General features: G+C 37.8%; 13 protein-coding genes. 2 read left to right on the forward strand and 11 right to left on the reverse strand.

All coding sequences use genetic code 11. The annotated features are described in order from the left end of the window. The first annotated feature begins 28 nt into the window (after positions 1-28). Positions 29-646 (forward strand): TetR/AcrR family transcriptional regulator, encoded by a 618-nt coding sequence (locus FG382_RS14815; protein ID WP_142539666.1) that lies wholly within the window; start codon positions 29-31, stop codon positions 644-646. Between the two features lie 166 nt (positions 647-812). Here the strand turns inward: FG382_RS14815 and FG382_RS14820 are convergent, their stop codons facing one another. The 9 genes from FG382_RS14820 to FG382_RS14860 all read right to left on the reverse strand — a co-directional run bounded on the left by FG382_RS14820 (position 813) and on the right by FG382_RS14860 (position 10,589). Then, complete coding sequence (locus tag FG382_RS14820) at positions 813-1,658, reverse strand: M55 family metallopeptidase (RefSeq protein ID WP_142539667.1); 846 nt, start codon at positions 1,656-1,658, stop codon at positions 813-815. 72 nt (positions 1,659-1,730) lie between these two features. Next, the gene (locus FG382_RS14825) at positions 1,731-2,909 is read right to left on the reverse strand and encodes a M24 family metallopeptidase (protein WP_142539668.1); all 1,179 of its coding nucleotides are present in this window, start codon (positions 2,907-2,909) and stop codon (positions 1,731-1,733) included. Beyond that, on the reverse strand, positions 2,890-3,897 hold the full coding sequence (locus tag FG382_RS14830) for an ABC transporter ATP-binding protein (RefSeq protein ID WP_142539669.1): 1,008 nt from the start codon (positions 3,895-3,897) through the stop codon (positions 2,890-2,892). The genes FG382_RS14825 and FG382_RS14830 overlap by 20 nt, the downstream gene beginning before the upstream one ends. After that, a complete protein-coding gene (locus FG382_RS14835; protein WP_142539670.1) occupies positions 3,869-4,885 on the reverse strand; it encodes an ABC transporter ATP-binding protein in 1,017 nt (338 codons plus the stop codon). Before FG382_RS14835 ends, FG382_RS14830 begins: the two co-directional genes overlap by 29 nt. A 15-nt stretch (positions 4,886-4,900) precedes the next feature. Then, entirely contained in the window at positions 4,901-5,803 is a 903-nt protein-coding gene (locus tag FG382_RS14840; protein ID WP_142539671.1) for an ABC transporter permease, read from the reverse strand. An 8-nt stretch (positions 5,804-5,811) separates the two neighbouring features. Next, positions 5,812-6,729 carry an ABC transporter permease gene (locus tag FG382_RS14845; RefSeq protein ID WP_142539672.1) on the reverse strand — a complete coding sequence of 306 codons (918 nt, stop codon included), beginning with the start codon at positions 6,727-6,729 and terminating at the stop codon, positions 5,812-5,814. 95 nt (positions 6,730-6,824) lie between these two features. After that, positions 6,825-8,375 carry an ABC transporter substrate-binding protein gene (locus FG382_RS14850; RefSeq protein WP_142539673.1) on the reverse strand — a complete coding sequence of 517 codons (1,551 nt, stop codon included), beginning with the start codon at positions 8,373-8,375 and terminating at the stop codon, positions 6,825-6,827. 14 nt (positions 8,376-8,389) lie between these two features. Then, the gene (locus tag FG382_RS14855) at positions 8,390-8,824 is read right to left on the reverse strand and encodes a MarR family winged helix-turn-helix transcriptional regulator (RefSeq protein WP_142539674.1); all 435 of its coding nucleotides are present in this window, start codon (positions 8,822-8,824) and stop codon (positions 8,390-8,392) included. A gap of 307 nt (positions 8,825-9,131) precedes the next feature. Then, positions 9,132-10,589 carry an amidase gene (locus FG382_RS14860; RefSeq protein ID WP_142539675.1) on the reverse strand — a complete coding sequence of 486 codons (1,458 nt, stop codon included), beginning with the start codon at positions 10,587-10,589 and terminating at the stop codon, positions 9,132-9,134. A gap of 137 nt (positions 10,590-10,726) precedes the next feature. On the opposite strand from FG382_RS14860, the gene FG382_RS14865 reads away from it, so the two are divergent. Next, entirely contained in the window at positions 10,727-11,476 is a 750-nt protein-coding gene (locus FG382_RS14865; RefSeq protein ID WP_142539676.1) for a helix-turn-helix transcriptional regulator, read from the forward strand. Between the two features lie 326 nt (positions 11,477-11,802). Here the strand turns inward: FG382_RS14865 and FG382_RS14870 are convergent, their stop codons facing one another. Together FG382_RS14870 and FG382_RS14875 are read right to left on the reverse strand one after the other, a co-directional pair. Next, the gene (locus FG382_RS14870) at positions 11,803-12,708 is read right to left on the reverse strand and encodes an aminopeptidase (RefSeq protein WP_142539677.1); all 906 of its coding nucleotides are present in this window, start codon (positions 12,706-12,708) and stop codon (positions 11,803-11,805) included. Positions 12,709-12,727: 19 nt separating this feature from the next. After that, positions 12,728-13,489: an IclR family transcriptional regulator gene (locus FG382_RS14875; protein WP_142539678.1), complete on the reverse strand. Its 762-nt coding sequence runs from the start codon at positions 13,487-13,489 to the stop codon at positions 12,728-12,730. Positions 13,490-13,545: the final 56 nt, after the last annotated feature.

Here is a 13,545-nt window from a genome sequence, read left to right on the forward strand (position 1 = left end):
GTTTCAATTAATAAAGGAGTGTAGATAGATGAAACCATCTTCCCAAAGAGCGATCAAAGCGCAGCAAACACGCCAGCTATTATTAGATACAGCCCTTGAATTATTTGATAAAAAAGGGTTTGATAATGTGACCATTGATGAAATTGCCGAAAAATGCGATGTCTCAAAAGGCGCGTTTTACAGACATTTCAATTCAAAATATGATGTCTTCGCAGTTAAATTCAAAGATATCGATAATTTTTACGAGAGCTTCTATGAAAAAATACATCCAGCTTGTACGGTAAAAGAAAAAATCATCCTGGCTTATCAAGAGCAGATGAAATATTTACGTGACGAACTAGGAGTAGATTTTGTAAGAACAGTCTATACAAGTGCGCTGTCACGTACGATGGATGAGAAGCACTATTTAGTGGACCCCGAACGCCGCATTTACAAATTGATAGAAAGCTTTCTCGATGAAGGGCTTGAAAAAGGGGAATTCACTTCTGCATGGGAAAAAGAGCAATTGCTCCATAACTTGACTCGATGCATGAGAGCCACCGTCTTCGACTGGATCATCTTCCAAAATAAATTGGATATTGTCGAAGAAATTAAAGTACTTGTTACGATGATCTTTGAGGGGATTGGGAAACGGGAAAATGAATAGTTTTACCTTCCCTGTGTAAGAAACAATTCAGAATTGTCTCTTACACAGGGACAACAAGATACAAATAACACCCACCCTTCATTAGGTGAGTGTTATTTGGTATTTAACTATTTAATAAAGACAAAAGTCTATGGTCAGAATTTTTTCTTACATGTAATACTTTTTATCAGGCATTTACGCTTCCGAGTACTCCATTAGTAGATGCAATTGCAATAATTACACATCCCCACATATGCTTATAAGCGGTAACCATATCTTCACACGTAAACTTAATTCTTGTTGGACTGATCATTTGAACCGTTGGTAGTGTAGTTGTCATTTTTGCTTGTTGGGGGCCTTTAAATTCAATTTCAAAAGTTATCGGACCTTCTATTTTTAACGGTTTAATATTGTTAATCCTAGTAAGAGAAAAAGCAATCTTTTGCTCGATTTCTTTTTGTACCACCTCAGGATGTATTAATTCTGCTGCTAAGCGATCACGTGCAAATTTGACTATCACTGATTCTATGTCTGGCAATGTCTCTTTCACTTCGGCCACATATTGATCATCCCCACTGATGAAGAGGGCAGGTATATCTAAACTACCTGCAACCAAGGCATTCATTTCGGTTTCTCCAACAATCTGATTGTTGATTTTCATTTCCTTAACGCATATTCCAGCAAGAGTATGGCTTATTACTGCATGTGAAGCACTTTCTCTTCCATGATGCCCAATAAAAATGATTCCATCAAATGTATTGTCGAGCCCCTCTAATTGGCACATGACACGATTATTACCTGACACTAATCGAGCTCTTGGATCCAACTCTTCTATTAGAATGTTAGACATATTTCCGTGACCATCAGCCACGACAACTTCCTTTGCCCCACCTTTATAGGCGCCTCTAACAGCAGCATTTACCTCCGCTGTCATTAACTTTCGAAACCGCTGATACTCAGCATTTGTTGTAAGCTGCTGAATAGTCGCAACGCCAGCGATTCCTTCGATATCTGCAGAAATAAATAATTTCAATCAATTAACCTCATTTCACTTAACTTTTTTGGATGATCGAAAAACAGTTAGCCATGTCAGGTTATTACTTGATTAACAAATGAGAGAATTTAAATCTCTTGGGTAATAAGTTAGCATTTCTATACCACTATCCGTAACTAGGACTGTATCCGAATGTCTGAAACCACCTATCCCCTTCACATAAATTCCAGGTTCTACTGTAACTACCATGCCTGGTTTGATTTCTGTATGATCACCTAAATCAAAGAATGGTGCTTCGTGACCAAGCAACCCAATATTATGACCTGTGTGGTGACTTGTTAATTCTGTGATGCCTGCCTCTTTAAAATACTTTTGGACTGTAGCTTCTACTGCAGAATATGGAATGCCTGGTTTAATCGCTGAAAGTGCAACATCCTGCGCTTCATACATGTGTTGGAAATACTTTTCTTGTTCATTAGATACCTCTTCAACAAACATGGTACGTTCCAACTCACTCTTATAGCCAAAGACATCTGCAGCGGCTCCAGTAACCAACGTATCTCCTTTTCGAAGGACAAGGTTTTGAGTGACGGCATGTGGGAAAGCTGACTCAGGTCCAATTTGTCCTCTAAAAATTGCATAAGCTGTTTGGCCATGTGGCTTGTATTCAGAACCCAACGTTTCAATCATTGCCATCGTCGCTTCCATAGATGCTTTACTAGTAATCTCAATTTCACTTAACCCAGCTTTCGTATATTTTTGCAGTAAGCGATGAGCTAAATTTCCCCAACGGCATGATTCTTTGATTAACTCGATCTCCTTGTCAGATTTGACATAGCGCATTTCCTCTATAACCCATTTTAAAGATACAAACTCTTTAACTGAAATCAGTTGGTCAATCGATTGTCCTCGATATCCCATGGAAGAACCATAACCGAGAGAGTCATAACCAACTGTTTTGTTTTCAAAGCCGTATTGAAGTAATAATTCTTTTAGATACTCCATCGGGTGCTTGATTCCTGGATACTCCGGATAAGAGTGAACGTGATCAACTATACCGTATTCCTCTGCATGCTCATGCTCTAATGCCGGTAAGAATAAGTGAACCTTTTGACTTGGGTCAATGAACAATCCAATTGGTCGTTCTGTCGGATGAAAGTGAAACCCTGTTAAATAAAAGATATCAGTTACTGAAAAAATAACTGCAGCATCACAATTTTTCTCCGTTAATTTATGAAAGAATTTTTGCTGACGTTCTTGAAACTCACCTTTAGGAATAGCTAGTAACATACTCAATTTCCTCCTCGTTTTTTATATATAAATGGCAATTTGCCGTGTGACCTTTTTCAAATGTTGTTGGTTCTGGCATTTTAGTTTTACAAATTTCTAGAGCAAATGGGCATCTTGGATGGAATGCACAGCCAGATGGCGGATTCGCCGGGCTAGGAACATCCCCTTTTAGTATAATTCGTTTTTTTTCTTCTTTAGGATGTGCCACTGGAACAGCGGATAACAGTGCTTGTGTATATGGGTGTTTCGGATTTCGGAACAAATCTTCTGTATCAGCAACTTCAACGATTTTTCCTAAGTACATGACAGCTACACGGTCAGTCATATGTTGAATCACGCTTAAGTCATGAGAGATAAATAAATAGGTCAATCCAAATTCCTTTTGTAGCTCAAGCATCAAGTTGATAACTTGAGACTGTACAGAAACATCCAGCGCTGAAACAGGTTCATCTGCAATGATAAAATCGGGCTGAAGGATGACCGCACGTGCAATCCCAATCCGCTGTCTTTGCCCTCCTGAGAATTCATGTGGGTATCTATCTAGATGATATTCGGAAAGTCCGACGATTTTTAACATTGCTATGATTTTGCGCAGTCTTTCTTTTTTATCAAATTTGTTATGGACCTTTAATGGTTCCATCAATATTTGCAAAATCGTTTTTTTCGGATTCAGGGAAGCATATGGATCTTGGAATACCATCTGCATCTGTTTTCGAAGCGACCGCATTTGCTCATATGGTAGTGACGCCAAATTTGTACCTTTAAAAACTACTTCCCCAGCTGTAGGTTCGACCAACCTTAAAATTGTTCTGCCTGTAGTTGATTTACCACAGCCAGATTCTCCTACCAATGCAAAAGTTTCTCCCCGCATAACGGTAAAGTTCACATCATCTACAGCCCTTACAACGATTTTTTCCTTAAACATTCCTTGAGATATCTCATAATACTTTTTCAAGTTTTTAACTGTTAACAATACTTCGTTCTTCATTCTGCATGACCTCCTTAACTGCCGGGTCCTGTAGCCAACACTTGCTAATATGTTTTCCCCGATTGAACGCAGGTGGTGTTTCCGCAAAACATTTCTCAAAGGCAAATGGGCATCTATTTGCAAATACACAGCCTTCCCCTATCTCAGAGGGCTTTGGTACTTGACCATCGATTGAAAATAATTTGCTCTTTCGTTCATTATTAGAGGGTAGAGATTTCATAAGTCCTTGCGTATAAGGATGTAAAGGTCTATCAAATAATTCATTTACCTCTGCCTCTTCCACTACCTCTCCAGCGTACATGACTACTACGCGATCACACATTTCAGCAACCACACTTAAATCATGGGTGATTAGCATTAAACTCATCTCATTTTTTACTTTAATCTCTTTTAATAGTTCTAGAATCTGAGCTTGAATTGTTACATCCAAGGCTGTGGTCGGTTCATCAGCAATCATAAGCTTTGGATGGCATAAGAGTGCAAGAGATATCATAACCCTTTGTCTCATGCCACCGGATAGCTGATGAGGGTATTCGTCAATTATTTGTTCTGCTCTTGGTAAACCAACCTGTTTTAGCACAGCAATAATATTGTTACGGATTTCTGACTTTGACATTTTTTTATGTTGTCTTAATGGTTCACTCAATTGTTCACCAATTGTAAATACAGGATTCAGAGATGTCATTGGCTCCTGAAAAATCATCGAAATTTCGTTGCCACGAAGTTTACGATATTCTTTCTCCTTCAATCTAGAGATATCTCTATTATTGAATAGGATTTCGCCAGAGACGATTTCACTTGTCTTTATTGGAAGAAGTCCCATAACCGAAAGAGAAGTCACACTTTTTCCACACCCCGACTCACCAACAATTCCCAATGTTTCTCCTTTTTTCACATGAAAGTTGACTCCTCGTATAGGTTGAGATGTCTCCTTACCATTTCTGAAACGAATTCGTAGGTCGTTCACTTGTAGAACCTTATCTGACATAATCATCCCTCCTTGTTATTCACCTTTCAATTCCGGATCCAATGTATCACGAAGCCAATCTCCAAAAAGGTTAACACCGAGAGCCGTGATCATAATAGCGATTCCTGGGAATGTGATTAACCACCATGAACTGAATATATAATCTTTTCCTTCATTTAGCATGTTCCCCCATGCGGGTTCAGGTGGTTGTACTCCAAACCCCAAGAAGCTTACAGATGCCTCGGCAATAATATAAGTACCAATTTGAAGGGAGGACAGAATGATAATAGGAGTAAACAAGTTTGGCAGAATATGTTTAAACAATATTCCAGTTCTCGATACGCCTGTCGCTACGCAAGCAGTGATAAATTCCTTTTCACGAAGTGCAAGAACTTCACTCCTAATGACGCGAGCAAATATAACCCATCCCCCTATTGCTAGTGAAATAATGATATTACGAAGGCCTGACCCAATAATCGCATTTATGACCAATACCAACAGGATAAAAGGAAAACTTAATTGAACATCTACAATCCGCATTAAAATTACATCAACCCAACCTCTGAAATAACCAGAAATAATTCCTACAATTGTTCCGAAAGTACCTGCGATTAGCACAGTTGTTAAGCCGATAATGACGGACACTCTGGCACCAAGAATAATTCTAGAAAAAATATCTCGTCCTAACTGATCTGTCCCTAAAAGATGTCCATCCGTCATAGGGGGTAATAATTTCTTACTGAAATCCGCAAGAAGAGGATCATAAGGTACTATCCATTGACCAAAAATACTGATAAATAGCAAGAGAATCATGATAAGAAATCCGACCATTCCTGTCCAACTTCTTAGTAAATTAGAGAAAAACGTAACTACAGCTGATTGTTTCTTGACCTTTATTGCTTGGGTTGTATGAGTTACCTTTGGAATATTAACTGTCATAATCTCACCTACTTCACTCGAATTTGCGGATTAACATATGCATACAACACATCTGCAATAAAATTAATCACTGCATAAATTAGGGCTATGATAAATACTCCAGCCAGAACTATTGGGAAGTCTCGATTCATAAGCGACTGCATTAACAATCTTCCAATTCCCGGCCAAGCAAATACAACCTCGGTAATGACGGCTCCTCCAAGCAAAGTTCCTAGATCAAGAGCCACTAGTGTAATTATTGGAATGAGAGAATTTTTAAGCGCATAACGCCCTATTAATCTAATAGTAGGCACTCCAGATGCCTTAGCTGTTCTAATGTAATCTTTTCTGAGTACATCCAGCATGGTAGACCTCGTGAAGCGTGTAAATCTTGCCACGCTATAAGCAGCAAGAGTCACCATCGGCAGTAATAAGTGAGTGATAGAACCCGCCCCACCAGATGGAAGCATGTTCAATTGAGCCGCAAAAAAGTATATAAGCAACAGACCTAGCCAAAAGCTTGGTACGGCTTGTCCAAGTACAGTAAAGGCGACAGCAATTCGATCAAAAATAGAATTTCTTCTGAATGCCGATAGAACGCCAAGTGGTATGGAAATCAATAAGGATAAAACTAATGCAGATATAGCTAATTGGAAAGTAGCCGGCAATCGATCTAATACTAAAGGCAATGCATCCTCTCTACTTCGTAAAGATTGACCAAAGTCTCCTTGAACAGCATTTACCATGAAATCTCCATACTGAACATAGATAGGACGATTAAATCCTAATTTTTCTCTATATTCTTCTATTTGTTCCCTTGGTGCATCAGGAGGTAAGAACAGCGCAGTCGGATCTCCAGATAGTCTTATCAAAAAAAATACAACTGTAAGTGCCAATAAAACAACAACCCCAACTTGAATTAGCCTTTTAATCACAAAATCAAGCATACGTTACCTCCCTCTCGTAACCTATATTTCTTGTATTCTTAAGGAGAAAAGGAGGATTGAAACCCTCCTTACCTATTAGCCGTTATTATAGTTTTTTAATTCCATGACATTTCAAAGGCTTGTATTTTTTCATCTACACGAGGCTTAAAGTTCAAATCTTTTCTTACAGCATATAAGTCAGCCTGCTGCCATAATGGAACCCACGCAGCTTTTTCCACTAAAGCATTTTGAAGCTCAGCATATCCATTGAATCGTTTTTCTTCATCAAATAATGCATTTGTTTCATAAATTTTCGCTTCGATGTCTTCATCGTAAAAACCACTATATGGTGCTACTTCTGTAAAGAGATTTTCAATAGTGGATTGTGGATCAAATGCAGGACCCCATCCTAGTATGAACATATCCTTCATTTCTCTATTTCTAATTTTCTCTAAGTGAGCACCCCATTCATTTACTTGAACATTGACTTTCACTCCGATTCGTTGTAATTGAGCAGCAATGGCTTGAGCTACTTGAGTATCCATCGGATAACGACCATTCGGTGTATCTAGCGTTAATGTTAAAGACTCGGGCTCATATCCAGCTTCTTTTAGTAAACTTTTCGCTTTTTCAGGATCGAATTCATATCCCTCTGTTTCAATGTAGCCCGTATTGATAACTGCCAGAGGACCTGTCATTTTTGTACCATTTCCATTTAACACCGCTTCTATTAGTTCATCGACATCAACAGCATGATTCAATGCTTGACGAACCTTTTCATCTTTTAATGGACCATCATAGAATGTATTTAAGGCAAGGTAGTTAATACGAGCTGATGGAACCTTTTCAACTTTCGAATCATCGTCACTTTCAATTTTTTCTACAGAATCCACTGGTATATTTTTGAACATATCCACTTCGTTACTTAAAAAGGCAGAAAGACGAGAACTGAACTCTGGAATATAGCGGAACTCTAATTTTTTTATCTCAGGAGTTCCTTTCCAATAATCTTCATTGGCTTCTAATTTCAAATAATTATCCCGAGACCATTCTACAAATTTATAAGCTCCAGTTCCTATTGGTTTCTTAGCCGCTTCATCCGTCCCTACCTCTTCCACATATCCAGGTTCCATAATCAGTAAATCTTCCGTAATACGTTGGATTAAGCTTGGAAACGGCTTAGATGTTTTGATTTCTACTTCAAAAGGTGAAACTACCTTTACTTCTTCCACATCTACCCATCTAGATTTATAAAATGATTGATTTGCATCATCTAAAATATAATCAATACTATACTTAACCGAATTTGCATCAAAGTCCGCTCCATTATGGAATTTAACTCCTTCTTTTAATGTTAAATGCCAAGTCAGTTCATCTACATTTTTCCACTCTTCAGCAAGTACAGGAACGAATTCACCGCTTTGTCCATCTCTATCAATTAGAGGGTCGTAAATATTGCGAATTTGTGTATCTGTCACATAGTTCACATCTGAGTTAGCAATGAGGGTTCCAGCATCAGCTTCAAAGGCAATAACAAGACTATCTTTAGTTGAGGTGGAAGAATCTCCATCTCCATCTGAATTACTAGTACCTGCTGTTCCTTCAGTACAACCTGATAAAATTAACAAAAGACTTAAAACTAGCAAAACCAATGAATTTTTTCTCATATTTTAGTTCCCCCTTATCGAATTTTTGGATATAAAATTTCCTCTATTTTTTGCATTGATTCAATTAATACTTCGATTTCTTTTTCAGCAATTCCGTCTATCATACTCTCAACATTAAGACTTGCTTTATCAGCAAGTGTTTTAAGTGCCTCTCCCCCTAAATCTGTTAGTTTTATATGTTGAATCCGTCGATCCTCTTCCGAAAAACTTTTAACTATCAGCCCATCTCGTTCAAAATGCTTAAGGATTCTACTCATATAGCTTTTATCTAACAGAAAATAATTCGATAGATATGCAGCTGTACAGTCATTGCGTGTAGAAATTTCAAACAATATTAATGCCTCTGTAGCTGAATAAGGACTCTCATCTGTGTATAAATTAAAAAGCCCCATTGTGCGAGTGTAAAATCGGTTAAATCTTTTGATTTTTTGTACATTATTTCCTGACATTTTCAAATCTTCACTATCCTTTGAATTTTAAGTTTACTTTATATTAGAAAGTGGCTTTAGTCAACTATTATTTTAGGGATTTATTGATAGTGCTACTCCACGTCTTTTATGTTGGGTAATCTTCAGGGGGAACCGCTTTTCACAGTTTTACTTTTAATCCACGAATTATGTAAACGCTAAATAACGCCCACTTATTTGTTAAGTGGACGTTAATTCATAATTGCCTATCTTATTGATTTGAATTGAATTGGATTGGATTCAATTTACAGAAATGTTTCTAAGACAGGGGTGTTACACACCTTATGCCTTAAGACTTAATTAGATTTGAAGCATGAATAGGAGGATTTTTGCCTTTCCATGGTCTTGCCTGTTCTAATTGTGCAGCAAGTTGTAAAAGTGTTGTTTCATCAGCAAACCTTCCAGTAAATTGCATACCAATTGGCAAACCTTTATCACTCCAGCAAAGTGGCAGAGAGATGGATGGTTGACCTGTAGCATTGAACAGATTCGTGAATGGTGCATACGTAAAGATTTGTTCTGTCCATTCAACAGCGTTGATATTTGGATTGTTTGAGTTTAACATGCCGATTGGTGCTGGCGGTGTTGCAAGTGTCGGTGATAAAAGAACATCATAATCCGTAAAAAAATGTCCGACACCACGTGAAACAGCGGCATTTGTATCAATTGCTTCTAATAGATGAGATGCTGGCATTTCTTTACCATATTGATAACAAGCCCAAATTGCCGCCTCAATATTTTTCTCGCTCGGTATACGATTAGATAGAGCTGCCGCTCCATTAATCATATGATAAATATTCGCTGTCCAAATACGTACCGTTGCCATGCTAAACTTCTCCGCATCGTATTCAGGAGTAGCTTCCACAAGTGTATGACCTAGTGCCTCACAAAGGGCGACTGTTTCTTTTAACGCACGAAGACATTCTTCATCTACCGGAACACCTGATGCTGGTTTTCCAGTCCAAGCAATTTTTAACGGTTTGGGCGCTTTTTTCATTGCTTCGGCAAATGGTGTTGCAGGGGGCTCAGCCCAACCATAACATCCTATATCAGGACCAGCGACGGCATCAAGAAGTGTTGCCGTATCTCGTACTGTTTTGGATAAAGCAAATTCAATTGCAATTCCATTAAGTGGTTCGCTATTAAAAGGGCCGAACGGAATTCTTCCCCGAGTCGGTTTCAAACCAACAAGTCCGCTACATGATGCAGGAATACGGATAGATCCACCACCATCATTCGCATGCGCAAGAGGGGTAATACCAGCAGCAATAGCGGCGGCAGAACCACCACTTGATCCGCCAGGGCTAAGATTAGTGTCCCACGGATTAACTGTTGGATTTCCATATAAAGTTGCTTCAGCAGTAGCGTTATAACCAAATTCTGGTGTCGTTGTTGTTCCGACCGTGACAACTCCAGCTTTCCTAAAACGAGCCATTAATTCACTATCCACTGGGAATGTAATTCCTTCAGCAAGTTTACTTCCCATGTTAACAGGAATTCCTTTAGCATGAAGAACAAGCTCTTTAATGAGAAATGGAACTCCTTCAAATGGTCCTTGTGGCAATCCACCTTTTACTTCTTTAAGCGCTTTTTCCTCGACGATTGATGCGACTGCATTTAACGTTGGATTAAGTTCCTTCATGATACTTACGGAGGTATTTACCAACTCCTCAGGTGTAACTTCCTTCTTTTTAACCAGTTCAGCCAATCCTAAACCGTCGTATGTTGTATACTCTGAAAAATTCATTCTCTTTCCTCCTTTTTGTTCAGTATGAATGAGAAAATTTTGTAAAACTATTACCCGAAAGAATAACACTTTTAAATTGATTGAATTTTCTATAAATGATAGGATGGTAGGAAGAAAGATAGATGGAGGGAGATTAATTGCAGTTAACAAAGAGAGATTACGGTAAGATTCTTAAATGTTTAGATTCTATTGCCTTCGATCCTGGACTCAGTGATCCTGTTCGTTATCGCAAGAACGTATTAAACGCTCTTTCCAATATCTTTGGTTATACGGAATCTATCTTTTGGTTACCGAATAAACAGGGGGATTTAATCGATCCAATCCTAAATAATGTTAAAGATAAAGTGATTAGTGAGTATCTTGAGTTCTTTCAACCACTAGATGTATTAATTCCTAACAATCTTTCCTTAAGAACAGACAACCACGTCGTAAAAATTGGAGATATCATGTCGCTTTCAAACTTTGCTGAAACTAACTTTTATAAGGAATTTTTCTTAAAACATCAATATATAGACGAAATTGGGATGTATATTTTCAATAAAAATAACATTGTTGGTGTGATTGGTTTGGTTAGAAAAGAAGGGGAAAATTACTTTAGTGAGCAGGACAGAAATCGATTACGCTTGTTGATAAAACCGATTGAAAGTGCTTTTAATGCTTATGAAATCCTTTCTCTTAGTAGTCCAAATAGGAAAAAAGAGGAACATTTAACAGCACGAGAAAGAGAACTCATACAACTTGTAAAACAGGGGTTCTCAAACAAAGAAATTAGTGAAATCTTATTTATTAGCATTAACACGGTTAAAAAACATTTGCAGAATTTGTATCAAAAACTAAATGTGACGAATCGAACAGAGCTATGCTATCGTATTTTCAAGATGAATTAATAAGTTGATTTCTACGCCTTCAAAAATAACAAAAAAATGAATTGTTTTATCCCTTACACGGATGATGTTAAGATACGTGGACTCTTCTAGGAATGTGAGCAAGCCAGTACGTATTGACTTCTCCGTTATAGTATTTTTCCATTAAGCTGTCTTTTGACGAAACTTCTGCACAGAGAAAAAACAAGAGCCAAGGGATGTGATAAAATCACTACCGAGGCTCTTAATCGAATATAATACAAATTTTTTATTGGAGTGAAATTCAAATAGTGAACTTTCACTATTGTCATAGTGTTGTAGAACCATATATATCCTGGACGCTTAAATAATCAATTGATGGTTATAATCGGATCTTTAATAAGGCAATCGATATGAACACCAGCTTCATTTTCACCACCGAACGATTTATTACTTCCAAAAGCAATATGTACAGTTCCAAAAACTTTTTCATCCTCTAGTATATTACCTGTAAGTCGTGCTTTTTTGTTAGTCCCTATACCAAATTCTGCGATAATCCGACCATTATTCTCGCCTAAAATTTCTAATAATTGTTTACCTTGGCTACCAGTTGCATTTACTAAACGACCGTCCTTAATCTCTAGAATAATCGGTTCTTGAACCAGACCAATCCCTGCTATGGAACCGTCAATTATTACTTTGCCATTCGCTGAGTTCTCAATAGGTGCTATATAGCTCTCACCAGAGGGAATATTACCCGATTGGCCTTTTTCCTTAAATACTCCCGTGCTGGCAATACTCTCTCTCTTTTCTATGGAGAAGGACAAACTCATTCCCTCTTTTTCAATTGTAACTGTTGAACCTTCATCTAACATTTTACAATACTCTGCAGTTAACTCTTCTATTTCTTCTGCATTTGCAGAAATCGCACCTTCTTCTAGCATATCTAAAGTTACTCCAGGCATTGTTGCTACACGCGCACCTTTTTTGGAAGCATTTTTTCGTGCCACTGTATGAGTAAGGGAATGTTCTGTTATACAAAGTACTACATCTGCACATTGCATTGCCTCTGCAACTAGATGGGGAGGCTCTTCTCCAGATTTACTTCGAGTAGACATTTGCATAGAAATAGTTTCATTACCTAATTCCCGTCCTGCCTCTACAAAATATTGGGCAATATCTGATAGCGCAGTATCTGTTAGTACAAGAAGTGTCTCGTCCTTTTTTATATGTAGATTATTAGTCAATACATTTTTTGCTTTTTCTATAGTAGACAAAACCTATCGCTCCTTTATATTAAGATTTGAGCTTAATATTGTAACGCTTAATAATTACTTCGATCTCATCACGTGCTTTCATTAATAAAGGAAGACATGCCTCTTTATGTTCCTCTGTCATACGATAAATAGGACCTGAAACAGTTATAGATCCAATAACGCCAAAGTCATCGTTTAATGGAACGGCTATAGCGAGCACTTCAGGAGTAAATTCTCCTTGACTTTCTCCCCAACCATTTTTTCTTATAACTGCAAGTTCTTCCTTCAATTTCTCTCCACTATCCACTGTATATTTCGTATACTTGATAAATCCTTCACTGATAACTTTTTCAACTACTTCTTCTGGAAGAAACGCCAGTATAGATCGGTAAGACGCCCCAACATATAATGGCGAGCGACTTCCTGCTGAAACGGTAAACCTTACTTTATTTTCAGGTTCTACCGCAGCTAAAGTGACCGCTTCATCTCGGTCAAGAATAGTTAAGAAAACAGACTCTCCCGTCTCCTCACACAGCTTATCTAAAGATGGCTTGATGAGGGTATCTACATTAAGAGATTCATACATAATTTTCCCTAGTTCCCAAGTGGCATAACCTAGGGAATACTTTTTGGTAACTGGATCTTTGGTTACAAATCGATTTTTTTCTAAAGTTTCTAAAATACGATATATATTCGTATGATTGATATTCATTTCATTGGCGAGTTCTCGCCCACCCCAAACTGGCATTTCTCGAGTGAACATTCTTAATACTTTTAGAGATAAATCTAGTGTCTTTAACAAGTAAAAATCCCCCATATCTTTCCTAATTATATACTAGCTTACCTAAATTAGAATAA

Origin of the sequence: Psychrobacillus lasiicapitis (genome assembly GCF_006861795.1) — a bacterium.
GTDB lineage: Bacteria > Bacillota > Bacilli > Bacillales_A > Planococcaceae > Psychrobacillus > Psychrobacillus lasiicapitis.

What these genes read in the sequence shown, in the direction of transcription:
- FG382_RS14815 (WP_142539666.1), top strand. Translation starts at nt 29, where the DNA reads ATGAAACCATCTTCCCAAAGAGCGATCAAAGCGCAGCAAACACGCCAG.
- FG382_RS14825 (WP_142539668.1), bottom strand. Translation starts at nt 2,909, where the DNA reads ATGTTACTAGCTATTCCTAAAGGTGAGTTTCAAGAACGTCAGCAAAAA.
- FG382_RS14830 (WP_142539669.1), bottom strand. Translation starts at nt 3,897, where the DNA reads ATGAAGAACGAAGTATTGTTAACAGTTAAAAACTTGAAAAAGTATTAT.
- FG382_RS14835 (WP_142539670.1), bottom strand. Translation starts at nt 4,885, where the DNA reads ATGTCAGATAAGGTTCTACAAGTGAACGACCTACGAATTCGTTTCAGA.
- FG382_RS14840 (WP_142539671.1), bottom strand. Translation starts at nt 5,803, where the DNA reads ATGACAGTTAATATTCCAAAGGTAACTCATACAACCCAAGCAATAAAG.
- FG382_RS14845 (WP_142539672.1), bottom strand. Translation starts at nt 6,729, where the DNA reads ATGCTTGATTTTGTGATTAAAAGGCTAATTCAAGTTGGGGTTGTTGTT.
- FG382_RS14850 (WP_142539673.1), bottom strand. Translation starts at nt 8,375, where the DNA reads ATGAGAAAAAATTCATTGGTTTTGCTAGTTTTAAGTCTTTTGTTAATT.
- FG382_RS14855 (WP_142539674.1), bottom strand. Translation starts at nt 8,824, where the DNA reads ATGTCAGGAAATAATGTACAAAAAATCAAAAGATTTAACCGATTTTAC.
- FG382_RS14860 (WP_142539675.1), bottom strand. Translation starts at nt 10,589, where the DNA reads ATGAATTTTTCAGAGTATACAACATACGACGGTTTAGGATTGGCTGAA.